Origin of the sequence: Streptomyces gelaticus (assembly GCF_014649535.1) — a bacterium.
GTDB lineage: Bacteria > Actinomycetota > Actinomycetes > Streptomycetales > Streptomycetaceae > Streptomyces > Streptomyces gelaticus.
The window spans coordinates 258,800-278,836 of record NZ_BMTF01000003.1 but is presented as its reverse complement, the minus strand read 5'-3'; the positions used below and the strand labels follow the sequence as shown (position 1 = coordinate 278,836).

Here is a 20,037-nt window from a genome sequence, read left to right as displayed (position 1 = left end):
GCCCCGCGCTCCGCTGGGGCGGAACACACCTCGCTCGACCTTCGATGAGACTGCTCAGCCTTCGGCGAGGCGGGACATCCGTCACGTCGAGGGAAGCCGCGTGACCTTCGCGACCTTGCAGGTCATCTTGCCCGGGACCTTCCCCAGCCCCTGGGCCTTCTGCACCGACTTCTGCCCCGCCGCCAGGTCGGTGGCTGTCGCCAGACCCGAGGCCCGCCGCGTACCGTCGCCGTCCACGAACTCCACGGACACGATGTAGGAAGCCTGGGTGTCGGAGTGATTCACGACCTCCACGTCCGCGTCCGGCCACTCGGTCAGCGAGTCCACCTCGCACCGGGTGATCCGCACATCGCCCTCGGCGTCCGTACCTTCGAGAGCCGGCAGCTCGGTGGGCGCGTCGGAGGCACCCCCCGTCGTGGGCGCTTCGCTCTTCGTGGACTCCGCCGCCGATGGCTTCGACTCGGCCGTGGACGACGAGCCGCCGCTGGTCGTCACGGCGATCAGCACACCGGCCGCCAGCAGAAGGGCCACCCCGCCGACCACGGACAGCGTGACGATCAGCCCGGTACGGGACTTCCTCGGCGGCTGCGGACAGCCGTACGCCCCGGGGCCGGGCTGCGGCCACTGCGCATACGGCGACGGCGGCTGCTGGGGCTGCTGGCCGGGCTGGGGCTGCTCACCTGGCTGGGGTTGCTGACCGGGCTGGGGCGGCGGATATCCGTACGACATGTATCCCCCCTGGGATGGTGCTGACGTGAACAAGACACGTTACGGCGACCCCGCGCTCGACTCTCCCGCAGGGGGAGACTTGAGGTTCACGGGCATGAACGACGACGCGCTGCTCTTGATCGTGGATCCGGCCAGGCGGACGGGCTGACGGGGCTCACGGTGAAGACCGAAGACCGTCCGCCTCCACTCCGACCGCGAGATCGTGTCCCCCGCAGCCCGCAGCCCCGCCGGCTTCGGCGCAACCTCCAACTGCCTCGCCGTGATCAACTCCTGGCCGCCCCGAAAGACCCGACACGGGCCTTCACCTGGCTCGTCGAGGCCCTCGCCAACACCCCTGATGCAGCCGGGACGACCCGAACCTAAACTGGCGGAGGCCCGAAAACCCCAGGTGAGGGAGGCAGGTCATGGCCAAGCGAGGAAACAAGCGCCGCGGCCGCAAGAAGAAGAACGCCAACCACGGCAAGCGCCCCAACGCCTGAACGGTGCCCTGGGAAGCACCCACCTCCCAGGGCACCCACAACCGACATCGCCATACAGCCCGGGAAGCGCCTCGTAGGGATCGGCGTGGGCACCCCAGCAGTCAGCGCCACTCAGGCAAGGCTCTCCAGGCCGAGCTTCGCCAGCCGCCCTCGGTGCGCACTCCGCTGGAGCGGAGCAGTTGAGGCGGCTCGGAGTTGCCGAGTGTCCCCTTGCAGGTCAGCGCGGCTGTCGTACGAAGCGCCTCTTGCAAGTTCCGGCCACCGCGATCAACCGCCTGTGATCGCTCGTACAGCTCGTTCGGGTGCGCACCTGGTGCAGGCTTCAGCCATGATGTCCAGGATTGTCCCCACGATGTGTTTCCTCGTGGAGGTGAAAGAAGATGGCGACGTATGTCACGTTGCTGAACTGGACCGATCAAGGGGTCCGAAATTACAAGGACACCGCGAAACGCGCCGAGGCCTTCGCCGCAGCGGCACAGAAGCTCGGGGCGAAGCTCTTGAGTATCTACTGGACCGTCGGTCCATACGACCTCGTGGCCGTCGTCGAGGCGCCCGACGACGAAACCGCCACCGCGACACTCCTGCAGCTCGGCGGAGTGGGCAACGTCCGTACCACGACTCTGCGGGCTTTCGGCCAAGAGGAGATGGACCACATCATCGCCAAGGCCGGCTGAAGACCTCCACACACTGCAAGCAACGGCGTCCGGCGAGCCGACTCAACAAGCCCGGGTTGCACGTCTGTTGGCGGTCTGCGGGGGCATCCATTCCCCTGGTGGAGATCAAGAAGTCGACGCATGAGGAGGATGCCGGCGGTCAGGCGATCCGGTGACCCTGATCTCCGGGTTCCGGGAGGATCTGCGGGACAAGCACCGGCTTGGGCCCGGCCGGGAACGCTCGGAGCTGGCCACCAAGCCGGAAATCTCGTCGCACGCCTCACCCCGACGGAGAACAATTCCAGGCGTGGGGACAGACATACACGGGTTCATCGAGTGCCGCTGGGATCGCTGGCTGGACGAGGACGACCGCAGCTGGGAGGGGGCCATCGATCTCGCGCATCTCTACAACGGGCGGTCCTACATTGCCTTCGGGTCCCTGTTCGGTGTCCGCGATACCACCTCCTTCCACCCACTCGCCGATCATCGCGGCCTCCCTCCTGACGTGTCGCGGGAGGCACTTGCCCCCTTCGAGCCCTGGAGCTCGGACGCGTCTGGTGCGTCCTGGATCACCTGGGCGGAGCTGGCGGCCGCGGATTGGGAAGAGGTCGCAAACAAGGTCGATGACTGCGTTCACGAGTACCGTCGGAGCCCTGACGGCACCTGGGAGTTGCACGGCCGGAACTCCAGCCTCACCCGCTTCGCCGAGCTCTCCGGCCTCACCGACCCCCACGCTCTTCACTGCGCGGGCAGCGCCTACGCCGAGGGCACCGAGTGGCCGGACGGCGACCGTCTCTTCCGCATCGGCCGCCTCCGACGAAAGCATGCCGTGCCGGACAGGGACTGGGGTGCCGTCCGGTCGGTGATGCGCACACTGGCGAACCTGCACGGCGACGAGAGCGTCCGCCTGGTCGTCTGGTTCGACGGCTGACTCCACCAGCTCTCCGGCCCACACGTGGCCCACGGCGGAGGCCCGGCGCAGGTATCACCGCTTCAGGAGCGAGGTGGGGTGATCTGCCGCGTGAGCTGCTGCTTCTGCTCTCGCGTGAGTACTCGGCCACATGCCTGTGCTGCTCTCCGATTCCCCATGGTTCCCCGCCCCTTCGGGCACGGATGTGGCACGTGGCCCGTCGAACGTCGTGCCCGTGGAAGAGAACCGATCACCGGAGGGTAACCAGCTCACGTCGCATCTCGGTCTCCATCGCCAGAAGCTTCGTTCGGACCCCTTCGAGCACGTCCTCCACGGGTTCTGCCGGTTGTCCTTCTCGCGTGTCAGAGCGTTCGAAGATGTGCGGCTGGGTATTGAAGAACGTCCGATGTGCTTCTTCAACGGCCGCCCGAACGGGATCGGCTGCGATCAACGACACTTCGACCACGAGGGTGATGGCGTTCGTCCGACTCGCGTCGAGTTCTGCGTTGTCCTCGCCTTTCCAGATCGAGACCAGAGCGTCATGCCACTTGTACATGGCCACCAGGAGGTCGCGGTACAGCGCCCTCTTGTCGTCCGCCCATCGGACCTCGGCGTCGTACGACCGCTGCTCCCGGAAGAGTCGCATTTGCCCACGCTGGGCAAGCCAAGCACCACCAAAGCCGGTTAGCGCGCCGATGGTTGTGCCTGTGAGGCCAATGAGTGCTGCATCCATGCGTGCTTGATAGCAGGTTCTGAACTGCGGCGGGTCAATGATCCATCGACCTCGCGAACGGCGCCCCTCCCATCCCGGAGTCTGAGCGCCCCCGCCGGAGGCACGTCTTGAAGCCGCAGGCTTGGTTCTCGTCCCATGCCCTCGGGCCCACCCACGTGGGCGCGCGTCGGCGGCGGCAGCGCCGAGCGGGCCGCAGGCAGGAGCGCGGGCGCAGCCAGAGCCGGGAGCCCACAGCCACAGGCGCCACACCGGAAACACCATCGCCGCGACCGGCGGTGCGACCACTCGGGATCTGATACAGCGGATGGGCCACTCCTCGGTGCGTGCCGCGCTGATCCACCAGCACCTGGTGAACGGCCGTGACCACGCGGTCGCCCCCCGGCGCCGTCGCCCCAGCTCAGGCACCTGCGAGGGACCGCCCGGAGCCGTGTGCGTCCGCCCTCGTTGATGTTGAGCGTGGATGTCAGCCCCGCGAGTCGGCGGACCCCGTCATCGCTTCTTCCGGAGCTTCCGCATCTTCGCTTCGGCTTCCTTCTTCTTCCGCTGCTCCACCCCATACGCGGACCATGCCCCTTGGTGCTTGGCGCACCGCGAGCTACCGATGATCGCCTTGCTCTGACACCGGCCCCCGCTCCGCGTGGGAGCCCCGCACTTCGACTGAGTCATCCCGCCCCCTTCCGTCTCCGGCATCGCCACCGATCAGACCCCGGAATGTTCCCAGCACCGGCCGCGCCGAGGAAGGCGCAGATATCGCGGACAGGAGCACGGACGGCACACGACTCCACAAGCCCAGTGCGTCTCGCAAATCGCCGCAGGTCAGCCCTCCGTTGCCTGCTGGGGGTTCCGCTGTCCATGCAACTGCCCCTGCCACCCGCCGGAAGCGTCACGGCATCAGCTTCCGGGCGGGTCGCGGTCACCTCGCTCTCAAGAGCACAGGCGGCCTGATCGTGACCGCCTCAGCGGTCGTCCTCGCCCTCTTCGCCACGCCCCCTCGGGTGCAGTCTCGGGAGCTCAAGCCATGGGGTCTGGACCAGACGACAACCTTCCTGGAGGCTGCGAGGCAGGACCCGCTGTACGCGGCGTTCGTCAGCCGTTCGTTCCAGCGCATCACAGAGGAGGCAGGGCTCCCCCGCATCCGGCTCCACGGCGCCCGGCACGGATGCGCCACGCTCCTGTTCGCCGCAGGTGTGCCGGCGCGCGTCGTGATGGAGATTCTGGGTCACTCACAGATCGCCGTCACGACGAACATCTACACCCACGTCTCCGACGACAATCGAAGGGAGGCGATGGGTCACATGGACCGCCTGTTGCGGCGTCGCCGCCCGTCTGGCTGAGCGACTGCCGTCAAGAACTACCGTCAACGCCCCCGCAGCGGCTCGCTGCGGGGGCGTTCTGGCTGGTGGGCGCGGACGGTTTCGAACCGCCGACATCTGCTTTGTAAGAGCAGCGCTCTACCCCTGAGCTACGCACCCGTGGATGAGGCAACAGCGTACATGGACTACGGCCCGTGGTCACAAACGATCCGGACGGTCCCCGGCAGCAGCGGACGGAGACGGCCGTCGGCGCAGGGACGACGGGGCATGCGGGGGTTATCCCCACCCTGCGTACGGTAGCCGTCCGGATTCTGGCGGGGGCGGTCGCGTACGTACCGTGAGGGTCGCAGTACCGAAGCATCATCCACCGTACGACCTGGGGGAAAGATCATCGTGGCAGTCCGCACCCGCACTCTCGTCGCGTCCGGAGGCGCCGTGCTCCTGGCTCTCGTTCTGTCAGGTTGTGGCAGTACGGATGTGAGCGACGCTCCTGCCCAGCACAAGTCGTTCGCGTTGAGCGGGAAGACGCTGACCATCCGTTCCGGGCAGTCGTCGCTGGAGCTCGTGCCGGCCGATGTGCAGAAGGTCGAGGTGACCCGTCGTGTCGACGGTTGGGTGGTGTTCGGGGACGGGCCCGAGCCGCACTGGGGGATGCAGGACGACACGCTCACGCTCGGGGTGGAGTGCGATGCGTTGATCAGCAACTGTGCCGCGGAGCATCAGGTGAAGGTGCCGCGCGGGGTGGCGGTGGTCGTCGAGGGGGACGACGGGAAGGTCGTCGCCTCCGGCTTCCGCACCCCGCTCACGCTCAGCGCCGACAACGGCGAGGTGACCGTCCGGGACTCCACCGGGCCGCTCAAGCTGACCAGCAACAACGGTGCCATCGTCGCCGAGGGGATCTCGTCCGGGTCCGTGTCGGCACGGTCCGACAACGGCATGATCCGGCTGGGGTTCACGGCCGTGCCGGATCTCGTGGACACCGTGAGCGACAACGGGGCGGTCACCGTCGACCTGCCGGGCGGCCCCGAGAAGTACGCGGTGGATGCCACCGCCGACCACGGGCGCACCTCGGTGGACGTGCCGCGCAGCGCCGACAGCAGTCATGTGGTGAGGGCCCGGAGCGACAACGGCGAAGTCACCGTCCGAAGCGCGAACTAACCGGCCCGTGTGTTCGTCTTTACCTGGTGGGAGAATGTACCGGGCAGGGCGAAACGGCACGGGAGAGGGATGTGACGGCGACACACGCGCAGCCGCGGGCGAGAGCGGGTGGGAGTTCCGCCGTCAGGGATGTGTTCGTGCTGATGCTGTTGCCGGTGCCGCTGCTCGCCGCCGCGTTGCCGGCCGCTTTCGCGGGTGGTGGTACGAGGCGCTGGTTCGGCGGGCGCGGCGAGAGTCAGCGCGCCGAGGCACAGGCCGCGAAGGATGCCGCCGCGTCGGCCTTCTACGAGCTGGACACCGCCCAGCGCGATCTGCGGATCTCGATAGAGACCATCACCGCGGTGGACAGCTCGCCCGCCGCGCGCGGGGCCGTGGACGACTTCGCCGCCCTGGGGCGGCGGATCGACGAGGCCAGCCATACGTACATCACCGCGGTCGACGCACACGATCTGGACCGGGACGATCTGGAGCCGTCGGTAGCCTCCCGCGCGCGGAGCGAGCTGACGACGGCCAGGGAAGAGCTGGTACGGGTCAAGGCCGAGCTGGACCGGTTCGCGCAGGGGCTCGGTCCGCTGCTGGGCAGCGCGGAGACGCAGCTCGCCCGGCTCGCGCCCGCCGTGGAGCGGGCCCGGCAGGCGTTGCTCGGCGCGAGCAACGCTCTCGACGCGGTGCGCGCGTCCGGACTGCGGGCGGATGATCTCGCCGCCCGGCTGGCGGCCCTCGCCCCCGAGCTGACCAAGCTCAACCAGGGAGCCGGCCGGCACGGCGTCACGGAGACCTTGCAGCGTGCCGACCGGGTGCTGCGTGATGCCGAGGCGGTGCGGTCCGAGGCGGACAAGCTGCCCGAGCGCGCCGCCGAGATCGATCACCGGCTGGTGTCGTTGCGTACCCGTGCCCAGGCCTTGACGACCCGGGCGGGCTCGGTGGAGCCGGTGCTGAGCGAGTTGCGGCGGCGCTTCTCGGCCGCGTGCTGGCAGGACCTCCAGCCCGTGCCCGAGCAGGCGGCCGTCAATGTGCGGCAGGCCGAGGAGAAGCTGAAGGAGGCCGCCCAGGCCCGGGACGAGCAGCGGTGGGCCGATGCGACGTCCCGGCTGAGCACGGTCCGCGCCCTGCTGAACGCCACGGACGAGGCGGTCTCCGCGGCCGGTGAACGGCTGCACCGGCTGGACGATGTGGCCAAGGACCCGCAGCAGGAGATCCAGCGGACCCGGTTCGCGGTCCGCGACGCGCAGCGCCTGGCCATGGACGGGCGCAGCACGCCCGATCCGCGCCATGCACGTCCGCTGGACGATGCCGTGGCCCGGCTGGACCGCGCCGTCGCCGCGCTCGACGGTCGTCACCCCGACTACTGGCACTTCCTGACGGAGACCGAAGCGGTGCGGCGGACGGCCGCGCGGGTGGTCTCCGAGATCCGTGAGGAGCGCGGGGCGGGCGCCTGAGCCGTAGGGCTGCTCCGCGCCCGGACCCCGCGTGGGCGCCTGAGCCGTAGGGGTTCCACGCCACGGCCTGAGCGAGCACCTGAGCCGTACGTACGGGCGCCTGAGCCGTACGACGGGCGGCTGAGCCGTACAGGCTCCGCGCCACGGCCGTCGCGGGCTCGGGTGTGCGGTGGCAATGCCTTGGGCGGATCCTGGTAGTAGCGCGAAGGAGGCCGCCATGGCCACCCATGTACTGCACACCGGTGGACGACGGGCCCCACGCCGCCGCAAGGCCACCCGGCTCGACAAGCATCTGCCGGTCGATCACCGGCTCAACAGCGTCTACCGGGTCGGGGCAGGGCTGATGGGACTCGTGCTGCTCGCCTTCGGTGTCCTGGGGCTGATCGACAAGATCGGCTTCTTCAACACCGGCGGAGCCACCGTCGCGGGCCTCAATACCAACGGTGCCCTGAGCGTCCTGTCCATCTGCGTCGGCCTGCTCCTGTTCATCGGCATGGTGATCGGCGGCAACTTCGCCTCGACGCTCAACATGATTCTGGGCATCGCCTTCATCCTCAGCGGCTTCGTCAATCTCGCGCTGCTGGACACCGACTACAACTTCCTCGCCTTCCGCATCCAGAACGTGCTGTTCAGCTTTGTGGTCGGTCTGATGCTGATGGTCTTCGGGATGTACGGGCGGGTCACCGGCGGCCTTCCGCACGACAACCCGTACTGGCGGGCCCGCCACCCCGAGGAGGCCGCGCAGGAGATGCGGCTGAACCGGAGGGCGAGCGCACCGCCGATGCCGGTCGTCCGGCGCAACCCCTGACCCGTCGCCCGTCGTGCACGCATCGGCGCACCGGTGACGGACAGGCCCTAACCTGGGGCCATGCCTCGTTACGAATTCCGCTGCCGCTCCTGTGGGGACACCTTCGAACTCAGCCGTCCGATGGCTCGGTCCTCCGATCCGGCCTCCTGTCCCGCCGGGCACTCCGACACCGTGAAGCTGCTCTCCACCGTGGCCGTCGGCGGGTCGTCCGCCAAGTCCGCGCCCGCCGCCCCGTCGGCCGGCGGCGGGGGCGGTTGCTGCGGCGGGGGTTGCTGCGGCTGAGGAGCGGACGGCCCCGGGCGGCCGGGGCCGCTACCGCTTGCGGGAGAGCGTCAGGCCGTCGGACACGGTCAGCAGCACACTGTCCATCCGCGGATCGGCGGCGACGTGCTCGTTGAACTCCTTGATCGCCGCCGCTCCGCCGGTCGCCTGCGGGTCGGTCACCCCGCCGTGGAAGAGCACGTTGTCCGTGACGACGAGTCCGCCCTGCCGCATCCTGGGCACCAACTCCTCCCAGTACGGGATGTAGTTGCCCTTGTCGGCGTCCAGGTAGGCGAGATCGATGTGCGGCTCGGCCGGCATCGCCCGCAGGGTGTCGAGCGCGGGGGCGATACGGAGCTCGATCCGGTCCGCGACGCCCGCCTTCTCCCATGCCTCACGGCCGTAGGCGGTCCACTCCTCCGAGATGTCGCAGGCGATCAGCCGCCCGTCGGCGGGCAGTGCCTGCGCCATCGACAGGGCGGAGAACCCGGTGAACGTCCCGACCTCCACGATGTGCCGGGCCCCGGTCAGCCGGACGAGGAAGGCGAGCAGCGGTCCCTGTTCCTCGGCCGACTGCATGCCGGCGTGCTCGGGGAGGCGTGCGTACGTGGTCTCGACGAGCTCGCGCTGCACCGCGTCGAGCGGTGGATTGTGCGCCAGCATGTACGCGTACAGCTCGTCCGTGATCTTGGTTTCGTTGCCCTTGGTCATGCCACGCTCCTCGTGCTCGACCGGCCGGTGCGCTGTGCCCGGCGTCAGGACGATCCTGCCTCGCCCGGCCTTCCCCCGCTCGCAGCCCTCAGGAGGTGCCGGAGGATCTCCTCGCCCGCCGCCACGCCGTGCGCGGCCGTCGCCTCGGCGTGCGGGGCGCTCCAGCCGGTATCGGCCAGTTCGCCGTGGGCCGGGCGCCAGGCGCGGTCGGCGGCGAGGAGCAGATCGGCGTCGAGGAGGCTGTCGCCGGCGGCGAGGGTGAGCGTGGCGCCGGTGCGCCGGGCCACTTCCTCCATGGCGGCGCTCTTGGTCAGCGGGCCCGGAACGGCGTAGATCTTGCGGCCCTGGAGGGAGACCGTCCAGCCGCGTGTCCGCGCCCACTCCCCCAGTTCCTCGACCCAGCTCCCGGGCAGCAGCGGGCGCTCCACGACGAGGTAGGCGAAGAGGTCCTCGGCAACCCGTTCCTTGAGCAGCCAGGCGGGGTCGGCCGCGGCCAGGAGGTGGGCGCGGACCTCGGCGAGGGAGGCGCATTCGTCGGCGAGCCTGCGGGCCACCTGCCGCTGCCAGCCGGGGTCGGACTCGCCGTCGACGAGCAGGTGCCCGCCGTTGGCGCAGATCGCGAACCGCGGTGCGGGGCCGGGCAGGCGGATGCGTCCGTACTGCTCGCGGGTGCGGGTGGTCGTGGGCACGAAGACCGTGGTGCGGGCCAGTTCGTCGAGCAGTGCCGCGGCCGTCTCCGTCAGGTAGGAGAGCGGCTTTCGGTCGTAGACCTCCACGCACAGCAGCCGGGGGGCCTCGGCGTCCGGCACGGCGAGCCGGAGCGCCGCCGCGGAGTAGATCAGGGTGCGGTCGAGGTCGCTGGCGACCAGTGTCACGGGGGCGCCGGCATCGGCCGTCGCCGTGGTCTCGGGGGCGGTCACTTCGACTCCACCGCCTTGCCGTCCGCGCCCGTCGCGCCCCTGGTGTACTTCGGGTGGATCAGTCCGACGCAGGTGTACGGGAGTCCGTCGACCTCCTCCACCGTCACGCCCCGCTGTTCGGCCAGCAGACGGATGTGTTCGAGGTCCGCGCCCGCGCCGCGCTGGGCGAGGATCTTCCAGGGGACGCGGCGCAGCAGGACCCGGGTCGTCTCGCCGACGCCCGGCTTGACGAGGTTGACGTCGTGGATGCCGTATTCCTCGCTGATCCGCTCCACGGCGGCCCAGCCCTCCCAGGTGGGTGCGCGGTCGGCCGCGAGCAGCTCCTTGACCTCGGCGTCCACGTCGTCGACGACCTCGCCGAAGTGCGCGGCGACGGTGTCGAGGAAATGGCCGGACACATCGGTGTCCGCGAGTTCCTGGTAGAACTTCGCGCCGTGGAAGTCCTCGGGGCCGACCAGGTCGGAGCGGAGGACGGTTCGCGAGATCAGGCCGGAGACGGTGGAGTTGAGGCAGGCGGACGGGATGAGGAAGTCCTCGCGGGTGCCGTACGTGCGGACGCAGCCGCCCGGGTCGGCCAGTACCGCGATCTCCGGGTTGAATCCGTCGAACTCGGCGAGCGCCGCGGAGAGTTCACGGGTGATCGCGCCCTTGCCGGTCCAGCCGTCGACGAAGACGACGTCCGCCGGGTCGTGGTGGGCGGCCAGCCAGCGCAGGGCGTTGGCGTCGATGCCGCGGCCCCGCACGATGGAGACGGCGTAGTGCGGCAGGTCGATGCCGTGCCGGTGCCGGGCCCAGCGGCGCATGAGTACGCCGACGGGTGTGCCGGCCCTGGCGAGCGAGACCAGGACCGGGCGGGGGGCGCGCTCGGCGAGGACCGTCTCGGTGACGGTGCCGACGGCGCGGGCGACGCGGGCGGCCGACAGCTCCAGGGCCGCCTTGAACAGCTCCTGGTACTGGGCGGACGGCTGGTACTCGACGGGCAGCGACTCGGCGTAGTGCGCGCCACCGCTCTGTATCGCCTCCTCGCGCTCCTCGGTGGGCGCCTCCAGCTCGGTGCCCGAGAGGTCCTGGAGCAGCCAGCCGACCTCGTCCGGAGCGTAGGACGAGAAGGCGGGGCCGCGGAGGGGCTCGGGCAGCATGGGGGGTTCCTGCCGTTCGGAGGCATGCGGGTGGGGGCGCGACGGGACGTACGAGGGGACGACCGCGAGCAGGACGTGTCCGGTGTGCGCGGCGAGCTGCGCCAACAGGCCGTCGGGGGCGTGGAGTTCGGGGGTGTCGGCGGCCGAGTCGACGGCGAGCACCACGGCGTCGAAGCCGGCGCCGGCCACGTTGTACGCGTACCGGTCGCCGGGCCCGTCGGCCGGGTCGTCGTGGGCCGGGAAGACCAGCCGGGTCCGTATCGCGTAGCCCGGGTCGTCCACGGCGAGGACGGGGGAACGCGTGGTGGTGGAGTAGCGCACCTCGGCGTCGGTGCGCTCCTCCAGGGCCGTGCCCAGGCGCAGCGGGGCGTACATCAGCTCCTCGAAGCCGAGGACCAGTACGCGGCGGGCGTCGCCCAGCGCTTCGGCGATGCGGTCGGCCATGGCGGGGAGGGCCGGCTCCAGGACCGCCCGGTGGGCGGGGGTGAAACCGTGCCGCCCGCCGTCGGGCACACCGGCGGGCCACCGGAGGTCCACCCGGGTGCAGGGCCGGGGGCCGGGGGCTCCGTCCACGCGCGGACCGGGAGCACCGGCCGCTGCGTGCGCGGTGGGGGCCTCGGACTGCGACTCGTGCGCGGCGACCAGTGCCTGGCCCTTCTCCAGGACGCCTTCCGGGAGGGTGACCGTGCCCGAGCCGCGCGCCACCAGGTCGACGCGGGCGCCGATCTCCGCGGCGAACTCCGTCAGCCTTCCCCGGTCGGCCGGCGACCTCATGTCCATCAGGGCGACGATGACGTAACGGCTCCGTGGATACCGCTCGTGCAGTGCGCGGATGGTGTTGAGCACGGTGTTGCCCGTGGAGAATTCATCGTCCACCAGCACCAGGGGCGCGTCCGTGTCCACGCGCGCGCCCGCCGGGCCGCGGTCGCCCGCCAGCAGGTCCGGGTCCTCCGGGAGCAGCAGGTGCGAGGTGGCGTGCGAGTGGGACTCCTCGAAGCCGCCCGCCCTCGCCACGCCCTCGACGGGGCGGCGCGTGGAGTGGAGGTACGGTGCCACGCCCAGGCCGTCGGCGACCGCGTGGCCGAGGCCGGTGGCCGTCTCCGCGTAACCGAGCACCACAGCCCGGCGCGCCGCGGCGTCACCGAGGAGTGCGTGCACCCGCCGGCCGAGCTCGAATCCGGTGCCGTAGACCACGGAGGGCTTCTGCGGCACGTGCTTGCCGAGGACGTTCGACACGAGGAGATGGGCCCGCTTGGGGTTGCGGCGCAGGGCGAGGCCCAGCAGTTCTCTCAGCTCCCCGTCGCCGCCGGGCGTCCCCTCACCGACGAGCTCGACACCCAGTCGCTGCGTCACCCAGCTGCCCGACCACACCACGTTCGCCGTCTCTTTCTCTGTCCTTGCCGAGGGCCCGTCCGTCCTTGCCGAGCGCCTTGCCGAGCGCCCGCTCGTTCCGCTCATTCCGCGACGCCCGCGGCCAGCAGCTCCACGAAGCCGACGTCCTGCCTGGCCACGCCGAAGACCTCGGCCCTCAGCAGGGTCCGCTCGGCCCAGGCGCGGTGCGGTTTCACTTCGTTCATCTTGTTCGTGTACGCGGAACGCATTACGCCACCGCCGCCGCGCTCCGGCCGCAGGATGTCCTCCGCGTCGCTGAACTCCTCGTGGCTGACCACGGACAGCGCGTGCACGGGCGCGACGTGCGACGGGTGGATGCAGGTCTTGCCGAGCAGGCCGTTGGCCCGGTCGAGATCGATCTCGCGGAGCAGGCCGTCCAGATCGTGCTCGATCAGTGCCGTGCGCAGCTCCTCGGCCCGGCCCTCCAGGAAGGGGCTGCGGCGCAGCTGGGGTTTGAACATGCGCTCCTGGAGCCGGAAGTACTCCCACACCGGGCCGGTGATCGTGAAGCCGGTACCGTCCGCGCGGCCCAGCACATTGACCACGTCGGCGATCACGGCGCCGACGATCTGTACGTCGTACGCCGTCATGTCGGGCGCCCTGCGCAGTCCGTAGGCCGAGCAGAAGTCGGTGACGCCGAGCCTCAGTGCGAGCACCCGTTCGCGGTACTTGTCGACGGTGCGGGCTATTCCCCGGAGGGTTTCCCCGCGGCTCTCCAGGTACAGCAGCTCGGGCGATTCGAGGACGGGCATCGCGAACAGGCGCCGCCCGCATGCCTTCTCGGCCTTGGTGAGCGCTTCCATGAAGGACACACCACGCTCTTCGGTGAACTTCGGAAGTACAAAACCAGACAACATCCGGACGGCGGCGCCGAGCCGGTGCACCAGGTCCGCTATCTGGCCCGGCTCCCGGACCCGGACGAAGAGCAGCGGCACCTCGGCGCCGCGTGCGTCGAGATCGGCGAACTGCCTGACCAGGTTCTCCTCGGCGCCGGCCACCTCGGAGTCGTCGATCGAATCCTCCAGGCACAGCACCATCGAGACGACACCGCGTCCCGCCTGCTTGATGACGTCGTCAGCAAGTCTCGGCCGGGTGGCAGGGCTGTACAGGGTGGCGCCCAGGGCGGCCGAAAGCACGCGGGCCGACGAGTCCGGACCGAACTCGCACGGCTCCTGGAAGAACAGCCTCTTTCTCGAAGCGGGCGCAATATGCCCGAAATGACGCATGTAACTCCCCCGAACTGGCTGGTCGGCCGTGCGACGCATGGCCGGTAATAGTACGTACGAGCGGGTGTCGACAGTTCCCCACGCACATGAATTCCGGGTAACTCGTCCATTTCCCGACGGGTCGGAGCGCCGCCGATCTCGCGCTTCCGGCACACCCCCCGGGACACCTGGTACGACCCCCGCGTTGTCCGCACGGGCAGCCAGCAGGCAGGATGACGGGCATGACGCACGCGATGGTGAAAGGCTCGAACGTCCCTCTGGACGCCATGGCCGTACGGGCCGTGCTGCGCTGGACCCCGGGCGCCGGAATTCCGGATGTGGACGCCTCGGCACTGCTGCTCGGAGCCGGTGGCCGCGTGCGCTCGGACGAGGACTTCGTCTTCTACAACCAGCCCCGCCACCCCTCCGGCCTGGTACGACGGCTGCCCAAGCGCAGTGTCACCGAGGGGCTCACGGACACCATCGAGGCCGATCTGAGCAGGCTCGACGCGTCCGTCGAGCAGGTGGTCGTCGCCGCCTCCTCCGACGGCGCCACATTCGCGCAGGTGCACGATCTGCGCATCCTGCTGTACGACGCGGCCTCGGCCGACGGGGACCCGCTCGCGGTCTTCGACGTGCGGCCGGAGACTGGCGAGGAGACGGCGATCATCTGCGGCGAGCTCTACCGGCGCGGCGATGGCTGGAAATTCCGGGCCGTGGGGCAGGGCTATCCGACCGGACTGGTCGGTCTGGCGACCGCCTTCGGCATCTCGGTCGACGAAACCGCGGCCGAGCCCGAGCCGGCCCCGGCACCCGCGGCGGCGCCCTCGCCCGGACCGGCACCCGACTTCCCGCCCGCGCCCGACTTCCCGCCGGCAGCGGCGCCCGGCCCCGACGCCCAGGCCACGGTCCAGCACCGCCACCAGCAGCCCGCGTACGGCTATCCGCAGCCCGCGGCGGCCCAGGCCGCACCCCAGCCCGCTTACGGGTACCCACAGCCCGCCGCCGCCCCGCCGGCCTACGGCTACCCGCAGCCCGCAGCGGCCGCCGCACCCGCTCCGGACCCGAACTTCGTGCTGCCGCCGCAGGGACCGCAGTTCGTACGGTCCTGAGGGGCGGCTCCTGGGCGGGCCCGAGCCCGGCAAGAGCCGGGGCCCCGCTCAGGTGCGGGACTTGTAGCCGCGTCCCCACTGCATGCCGAAGCCGTACAGCCGGTCCAGCTCCGACTGGAATCCGTACACGAACTTCACCTCGCGCCGCACGACCAGATCGTCCTTGACGTTCTCCACCGTGAACACGGCGCAGGAACGGGCCTCGGGGGCGTGCTCGTCGAGCTCGATCTCGATCCGCGGGCCGTTGCCCGGGTAGAGCGTCACCTTGGCGTGCGTACGGTCGAAGGCCGGCGTCTGGTCGTAGATGTAGACGAAGAACAGCAGCCGTTTGATCTGGTCGCGCTGGTCGAGATTGACGTAGACGGTCTCGCCCGACGGCGCTCCGAAGCGGTCGTCCCCACTGAGCCGGATGTACGGCGGACCGTTCAGGTCGCCGATGAGGTTGCCCAGCGGCTGGACGACGCCCTTGGTACCGTCCTTCAGCTCGTACATGCAGCCCAGGTCCAGGTCGACGTTGACCATGCCCTGGGTGTGGGCCTGGACCACATCGGGCTTGAAGAGCTGCATCGGCCGCAGCAGCCGGCCGCTCTGCCGCGAGCGGCCCATGATGTCCGACGTACGCATCTGCCAGGAGAGGTTGACCCGCAGATTGCCGGTCAGCGCACCCTGCTTGCTCAGCGAGACCGTGGCGTGCCGCCGGGAGAGCACGATGGAGCTGGTCGCCGCGCTGCCCGACTCGAACTGTGTGTCCCGCCGCGGCCACAGGCCGTCCCAGAACGCCATCCCCAACCCCCATGCTTCTCGGTGGAAAAGTGCCCCGGCCCGCGGCCGGCCCGCGCCTCGGCGGGGACACCCACATCACTGCGGGGCGGCCGCGGGGCCGGGTCCGGATGTCTCCGGAGAACCGTTGCCTCACGGACCGCCCCGCTTGAGAGCGTTCCTCATTCCCTACCGGGTCACACCCCGGACGGGACCTCCGCCTTGGAACCGGCGGCGTCGTCGTCGCCGCCCTCGGCCTCCAGCGCCTTGTTGCGCCGGACCGAGGACCAGAAGGACCAGCCGATCAGCGCGACACCGACGAAGCCCGTGATGAGCTCGTTGATCTGGTATTGGATGGTGACGAGCAGGATCATGGCCAGCGCACCGATGGCGTAGTGGGCGCCGTGCTCCAGGTAGACGTAGTCGTCGAGGGTGCCCTGACGGACCAGGTAGACCGTGAGCGAACGGACGTACATGGCGCCGATACCGAGGCCGAGGGCCATCAGCACGATCTCGTTGGTGATGGCGAAGGCGCCGATGACACCGTCGAACGAGAAGGACGCGTCGAGTACTTCCAGGTAGAGGAACATGAAGAACGCGGCCTTGCCGGCGAGCGCGACGGCGGAGACCTTCTTGCCGGTCCGCTTGGCCTCTTCCTCGGCCTCGTGCTCGCGCTCTTCCTCCTCCTCCAGCTTGTTCTCGAAGAAGCCGGAGAGTCCGCCGACGATGAGGTACGTGATCAGACCGGCGATGCCTGCGAGCAGGACCGTTTCCGCCTTGTCCGCGTGCCCGCCGCCGTGCTGGTGCGCGTTGGTCGCGAAGGTCATGGCCGAGATCAGCAGCACGATCAGCGCGATACAGACCGACAGCATGTCGACCTTGCCGAGCTTGGCGAGCGGGCGCTCGATCCAGCGCAGCCACTGGATGTCACGGTCCTCGAAAATGAAGTCGAGGAAGATCATCAAAAGGAACATGCCACCGAAGGCGGCGATCGCCGGGTGGGCGTCGGTGACGAGTTCCTGATAGCGCTCGGGCTGGTTGAAGGAAAGGTCGACCGCCTCGATCGGACCGATCTTGGCGGTGATGGCCACGATCACGACGGGGAACACCAGCCGCATACCGAAGACCGCGATGAGCACACCGATCGTGAGGAAGATCTTCTGCCAGAAGGCATTCATCTTCTTCAGGATTCCGGCGTTGACCACCGCATTGTCGAAGGACAGCGAAATCTCCAGGACGGAAAGAATCGCAACGACCCCGAAGGCTTCCCACCCCCCGTAGATCACAGCTGCGACAAGGCCGAGCGCGGTGACCGCGAACGACCAGCCGAAGGTTTTCAGAAGCACTGGCTACCCCATCGTGTATGTAACGGGTCTCCCCCGAGGTGTACGGGGCTCCCCCGCGCCGTGCGCGGCTTTACGAAACGTTGACCCCAAAGTCTAGAGCGATGCCGCGCAGTCCGGACGCGTACCCCTGTCCCACTGCACGGAACTTCCACTCTCCGTTGTACCGGTACAGCTCGCCGAAGATCATCGCGGTTTCCGTCGAGGCGTCCTCGCTGAGGTCGTAACGCGCGAGTTCCTGACCGTCCGCCTGGTTGACCACGCGAATGAACGCGTTGCTGACCTGGCCGAAGGTCTGGCCCCGGTTGTCGGCCTCGTGGATCGAGACCGGGAAAATAATCTTGTCGCAGTGCGCCGGCACCTGAGTGAGGTTCACGATGACCGACTCGTCGTCGCCCTCACCCTCGCCCGTGAGGTTGTCCCCGGTGTGCTCCACGGAGCCGTCGGGGCTCGTGAGGTTGTTGTAGAACACGAACCATTCGTCGCCGAGCACCCGGCCCGACTGGCACAGCAGCGCGCTGGCGTCGAGGTCGAAGTCGGCGCCCGTGGTGGATCGTGCGTCCCAGCCGAGCCCGATCAGCACCTGGGTGAGGTTGGGTGCGGCCTTGGAGAGGGAGACATTGCCTCCCTTGGCGAGCGTGACGCCCATGGTGTGTGTCCTCCCCGAGTCGATGAACCGTCTGCTGGACCCGGTGGGCCGAGAAGCCCCCGGGCCATCTGTCGAGCGCGTCCGGCGCCGCACACGGGTGCGGCGCCGGACGGGGTACTGCTGACGTGACCCGGGCCGCGCCTCGACGGCACGGCCCGGTCGCGCCTTCTCAGACGTTGACGCCGAAGTCCTGCGCGATGCCGCGCAGCCCCGAGGCGTACCCCTGACCGATGGCACGGAACTTCCACTCCGCCCCGTTGCGGTACAGCTCGCCGAAGACCATGGCGGTCTCCGTCGACGCGTCCTCGCTGAGGTCGTAGCGGGCCAGCTCGCTGTTGTCGGCCTGGTTGACCACGCGGATGTACGCGTTGCGCACCTGGCCGAAGCTCTGCTGACGGGTCTCCGCCTCATAGATCGAGACCGGGAAGACGATCTTGTGGACATCGGCCGGGACACCGGCCAGGTTCACCTTGATGACCTCGTCGTCGCCCTCGCCCTCACCGGTGAGGTTGTCACCGGTGTGCTCCACGGAGCCGTCGGGGCTCTTGAGGTTGTTGAAGAAGACGAAGTTTCCGTCGCTGCCGACCTTGCCCTCGGCATTCGTCAGCAGGGCGCTGGCGTCGAGGTCGAAGTCACCACCGGTGGTGGTGCGAGCGTCCCAGCCGAGACCGACGATGACCGCGGTCAGGTTCGGCGCGGCCTTGGTCAGCGAGACGTTGCCGCCCTTGCTGAGGCTGACTCCCACGAGTCCTCCCATTGGTTTCCTTGGGGGCCGGCACACGCCGGCGCCTCCACGTTGCGTTGGCATCCGATCAACGACTGGATCCTAGTGACCGGTTCCCGGCGAAGCAGGGCTTTTCACCGGGTCGCCCACGGATCCGCCGGTGCCGGATCAGAGGGCGTCGAGCGCCTTGATGTAGTCGTTGAGGTCGCGCGCGTCGGGCAGGCCGTTGACGACGGTCCAGCGCACCACGCCCTCCTTGTCGATGATGAAGGTGCCGCGCACCGCGCAGCCCTTCTCCTCGTCGAAGACGCCGTAGGCCCGCGAGGTCTCGCCGTGCGGCCAGAAGTCCGAGACCAGCGGGTACTCGAGGCCCTCCTGCTCGGCGAAGACGCGCAGGGTGTGGATGGAGTCGTTGGAGACGGCGAGCAGCTGCGTGTCGTCGTTCTCGAACTTCGGCAGCTCGTCGCGGAGCGCGCAGAGCTCACCCGTGCAGACGCCCGTGAAGGCGAACGGGTAGAACAGCAGCACGACGTTCTTCTCGCCGCGGAAGTCGGAGAGCTTCACGGTCCGGCCGTGGTTGTCCTTCAGCTCGAAATCCGGGGCCTTGGTACCGACCTCGATCGCCATGAAAAGCGTCCTCTCGCTACGTTCACCGGGCTGGGCCGTCCGGGTGACTCCCACCCTACGCAGATCCCGCAGCGGGCCACGCGCCGCCCGTACGGGGCCGGCCACCGGTTCCCCCGCCCTCCGGACCGCCCTGCGGCCGCACGAGGGCCCCCGAAGGGCATGCGAAGGCCCCCGGTGGCTGCATGCCGTCGGGGGCCTTCAGGGCGAATGCGTGGCGAGCGTGGTTCAGCGCTTGGCTTTGGCCGCCTTCGGCGTGACCAGACGGCTGCCCGTCCAGTCCTTGCCCGCGTTGATGCTCCTGGTCTGGGAGAGACCGGCCGTCTGTGCGGCCTCGTTGATGTCGCTCGGTTCGACGTACCCGTCACGGCCGGTCTTCGGCGTCATCAGCCAGACCGTGCCGCCGTCCTCGATCAGACCAATGGCATCCACCAGCGCGTCCGTAAGGTCGCCGTCCTCGTCGCGGAACCACAGCAGGACGACGTCTGCGACGTCGTCGTAGTCCTCGTCGACGAGATCCTGGCCGATTGTGGCTTCAATGCCCTCACGGAGCTCCTGCTCGACGTCGTCGTCGTAGCCGATCTCCTGGACCACCTGTCCGGGCTCGAACCCCAGGCGTGCTGCCGGGTTGGTCCGCTCCTCCGCGTGGTCCGCGGTCGCGCTCACGGGTTGCCTCCTGATCATGTTTCGGAAAATGCTTCAGCCACGCGCGTACGCGTGCCGTTGGCCGTAGTCCACACGGGAGCGGCGGATCGCGCAAGTACCCGGCGTCCGAGACCGCCTAAACGGTGACGTTCCCTGCCACGTCGCCGCACTGTCGGCAGATCCCCTCCGGGGCCCGGCACTACCCGTCCACACCCTTTACGTCCTTCCACAGCTTATGCCGTTTCGGTCCGCCATTCGGAGTCGAACATCCTTTGGGAACGCTTGGACGGCTTGGGCGTATGGTTGCGGTTTGGCCGGGACCATCCCCGCA

The 20,037-nt window shown here is 69.3% G+C and carries 21 protein-coding genes, 1 tRNA gene and 2 pseudogenes; 11 read left to right on the top strand and 13 right to left on the bottom strand.

Features of this window, described 5'->3' with window-relative positions; translation table 11 throughout:
• Nucleotides 1–81: 81 nt before the first annotated feature.
• The gene (locus IE107_RS06100) at nt 82–729 is read right to left on the bottom strand and encodes a hypothetical protein (RefSeq protein WP_189541808.1); all 648 of its coding nucleotides are present in this window, start codon (nt 727–729) and stop codon (nt 82–84) included.
• 25 nt (nt 730–754) lie between these two features.
• Between IE107_RS06100 and IE107_RS35690 the strand changes: the two genes are divergently transcribed.
• The 4 genes from IE107_RS35690 (at nt 755) to IE107_RS06090 (ending at nt 2,792) form a co-directional block, all read left to right on the top strand.
• Entirely contained in the window at nt 755–877 is a 123-nt protein-coding gene (locus IE107_RS35690; protein WP_268246560.1) for a hypothetical protein, read from the top strand.
• A gap of 256 nt (nt 878–1,133) precedes the next feature.
• Nucleotides 1,134–1,208, top strand: a complete 75-nt coding sequence (locus IE107_RS36065) for a 50S ribosomal protein bL37 (RefSeq protein ID WP_373302405.1) — start codon at nt 1,134–1,136, stop codon at nt 1,206–1,208.
• 380 nt (nt 1,209–1,588) lie between these two features.
• A complete protein-coding gene (locus tag IE107_RS06095; RefSeq protein ID WP_189541806.1) occupies nt 1,589–1,882 on the top strand; it encodes a GYD domain-containing protein in 294 nt (97 codons plus the stop codon).
• A 286-nt stretch (nt 1,883–2,168) separates the two neighbouring features.
• Nucleotides 2,169–2,792, top strand: coding sequence for a hypothetical protein (locus tag IE107_RS06090; RefSeq protein WP_189541804.1), 624 nt, complete (start codon nt 2,169–2,171; stop codon nt 2,790–2,792).
• A 229-nt stretch (nt 2,793–3,021) separates the two neighbouring features.
• Here IE107_RS06090 and IE107_RS06085 read toward each other — a convergent pair whose 3' ends face one another.
• Nucleotides 3,022–3,504 carry a hypothetical protein gene (locus IE107_RS06085; RefSeq protein ID WP_189541802.1) on the bottom strand — a complete coding sequence of 161 codons (483 nt, stop codon included), beginning with the start codon at nt 3,502–3,504 and terminating at the stop codon, nt 3,022–3,024.
• A 241-nt stretch (nt 3,505–3,745) separates the two neighbouring features.
• Here IE107_RS06085 and IE107_RS36340 point away from each other — a divergent pair.
• Together IE107_RS36340 and IE107_RS34740 are read left to right on the top strand one after the other, a co-directional pair.
• A pseudogene (locus IE107_RS36340) lies at nt 3,746–3,952 on the top strand (hypothetical protein); the annotation flags it as partial.
• Nucleotides 3,953–4,472: 520 nt separating this feature from the next.
• Nucleotides 4,473–4,838: pseudogene (locus tag IE107_RS34740) on the top strand (tyrosine-type recombinase/integrase); the annotation flags it as partial.
• A gap of 63 nt (nt 4,839–4,901) precedes the next feature.
• On the opposite strand, the gene IE107_RS06075 reads toward IE107_RS34740, so the two are convergent.
• Nucleotides 4,902–4,976 (bottom strand) — tRNA-Val (locus IE107_RS06075).
• Nucleotides 4,977–5,210: 234 nt separating this feature from the next.
• Here IE107_RS06075 and IE107_RS06070 point away from each other — a divergent pair.
• The 4 genes from IE107_RS06070 to IE107_RS06055 all read left to right on the top strand — a co-directional run bounded on the left by IE107_RS06070 (nt 5,211) and on the right by IE107_RS06055 (nt 8,504).
• Nucleotides 5,211–5,975 (top strand): DUF4097 family beta strand repeat-containing protein, encoded by a 765-nt coding sequence (locus IE107_RS06070; protein WP_189541800.1) that lies wholly within the window; start codon nt 5,211–5,213, stop codon nt 5,973–5,975.
• A 71-nt stretch (nt 5,976–6,046) separates the two neighbouring features.
• Complete coding sequence (locus IE107_RS06065) at nt 6,047–7,414, top strand: hypothetical protein (protein ID WP_189541799.1); 1,368 nt, start codon at nt 6,047–6,049, stop codon at nt 7,412–7,414.
• Nucleotides 7,415–7,631: 217 nt separating this feature from the next.
• A complete protein-coding gene (locus IE107_RS06060) occupies nt 7,632–8,222 on the top strand; it encodes a DUF4383 domain-containing protein (RefSeq protein ID WP_189541796.1) in 591 nt (196 codons plus the stop codon).
• Between the two features lie 60 nt (nt 8,223–8,282).
• Nucleotides 8,283–8,504, top strand: a complete 222-nt coding sequence (locus IE107_RS06055) for an FmdB family zinc ribbon protein (RefSeq protein ID WP_189541794.1) — start codon at nt 8,283–8,285, stop codon at nt 8,502–8,504.
• A gap of 30 nt (nt 8,505–8,534) precedes the next feature.
• On the opposite strand, the gene IE107_RS06050 is transcribed toward IE107_RS06055, so the two are convergent.
• From IE107_RS06050 to IE107_RS06035, 4 genes are all read right to left on the bottom strand, one after another.
• Nucleotides 8,535–9,194: an O-methyltransferase gene (locus tag IE107_RS06050; RefSeq protein ID WP_189541792.1), complete on the bottom strand. Its 660-nt coding sequence runs from the start codon at nt 9,192–9,194 to the stop codon at nt 8,535–8,537.
• Between the two features lie 44 nt (nt 9,195–9,238).
• The gene (locus IE107_RS06045) at nt 9,239–10,114 is read right to left on the bottom strand and encodes an HAD family hydrolase (RefSeq protein WP_189541791.1); all 876 of its coding nucleotides are present in this window, start codon (nt 10,112–10,114) and stop codon (nt 9,239–9,241) included.
• The gene (locus IE107_RS06040; RefSeq protein ID WP_229866718.1) at nt 10,111–12,606 is read right to left on the bottom strand and encodes a phosphoribosyltransferase; all 2,496 of its coding nucleotides are present in this window, start codon (nt 12,604–12,606) and stop codon (nt 10,111–10,113) included. Before IE107_RS06040 ends, IE107_RS06045 begins: the two co-directional genes overlap by 4 nt.
• A gap of 101 nt (nt 12,607–12,707) precedes the next feature.
• Nucleotides 12,708–13,871, bottom strand: coding sequence for an HpcH/HpaI aldolase/citrate lyase family protein (locus tag IE107_RS06035; RefSeq protein WP_189541787.1), 1,164 nt, complete (start codon nt 13,869–13,871; stop codon nt 12,708–12,710).
• A 221-nt stretch (nt 13,872–14,092) separates the two neighbouring features.
• On the opposite strand from IE107_RS06035, the gene IE107_RS06030 reads away from it, so the two are divergent.
• Nucleotides 14,093–14,962 carry a TerD family protein gene (locus tag IE107_RS06030; RefSeq protein WP_189541785.1) on the top strand — a complete coding sequence of 290 codons (870 nt, stop codon included), beginning with the start codon at nt 14,093–14,095 and terminating at the stop codon, nt 14,960–14,962.
• Nucleotides 14,963–15,010: 48 nt separating this feature from the next.
• Here the strand turns inward: IE107_RS06030 and IE107_RS06025 are convergent, their stop codons facing one another.
• From IE107_RS06025 to IE107_RS06000, 6 genes are all read right to left on the bottom strand, one after another.
• Nucleotides 15,011–15,745: a TerD family protein gene (locus IE107_RS06025; RefSeq protein ID WP_189541783.1), complete on the bottom strand. Its 735-nt coding sequence runs from the start codon at nt 15,743–15,745 to the stop codon at nt 15,011–15,013.
• 173 nt (nt 15,746–15,918) lie between these two features.
• A complete protein-coding gene (locus IE107_RS06020; protein WP_189541781.1) occupies nt 15,919–17,067 on the bottom strand; it encodes a DUF475 domain-containing protein in 1,149 nt (382 codons plus the stop codon).
• A gap of 70 nt (nt 17,068–17,137) precedes the next feature.
• Entirely contained in the window at nt 17,138–17,713 is a 576-nt protein-coding gene (locus IE107_RS06015) for a TerD family protein (RefSeq protein WP_189541779.1), read from the bottom strand.
• A 169-nt stretch (nt 17,714–17,882) separates the two neighbouring features.
• A complete protein-coding gene (locus IE107_RS06010) occupies nt 17,883–18,458 on the bottom strand; it encodes a TerD family protein (protein ID WP_189542124.1) in 576 nt (191 codons plus the stop codon).
• Nucleotides 18,459–18,605: 147 nt separating this feature from the next.
• Nucleotides 18,606–19,064, bottom strand: coding sequence for a peroxiredoxin (locus IE107_RS06005; protein ID WP_189541777.1), 459 nt, complete (start codon nt 19,062–19,064; stop codon nt 18,606–18,608).
• A 225-nt stretch (nt 19,065–19,289) separates the two neighbouring features.
• A complete protein-coding gene (locus tag IE107_RS06000) occupies nt 19,290–19,727 on the bottom strand; it encodes a DUF3052 domain-containing protein (protein ID WP_072483487.1) in 438 nt (145 codons plus the stop codon).
• Nucleotides 19,728–20,037: the final 310 nt, after the last annotated feature.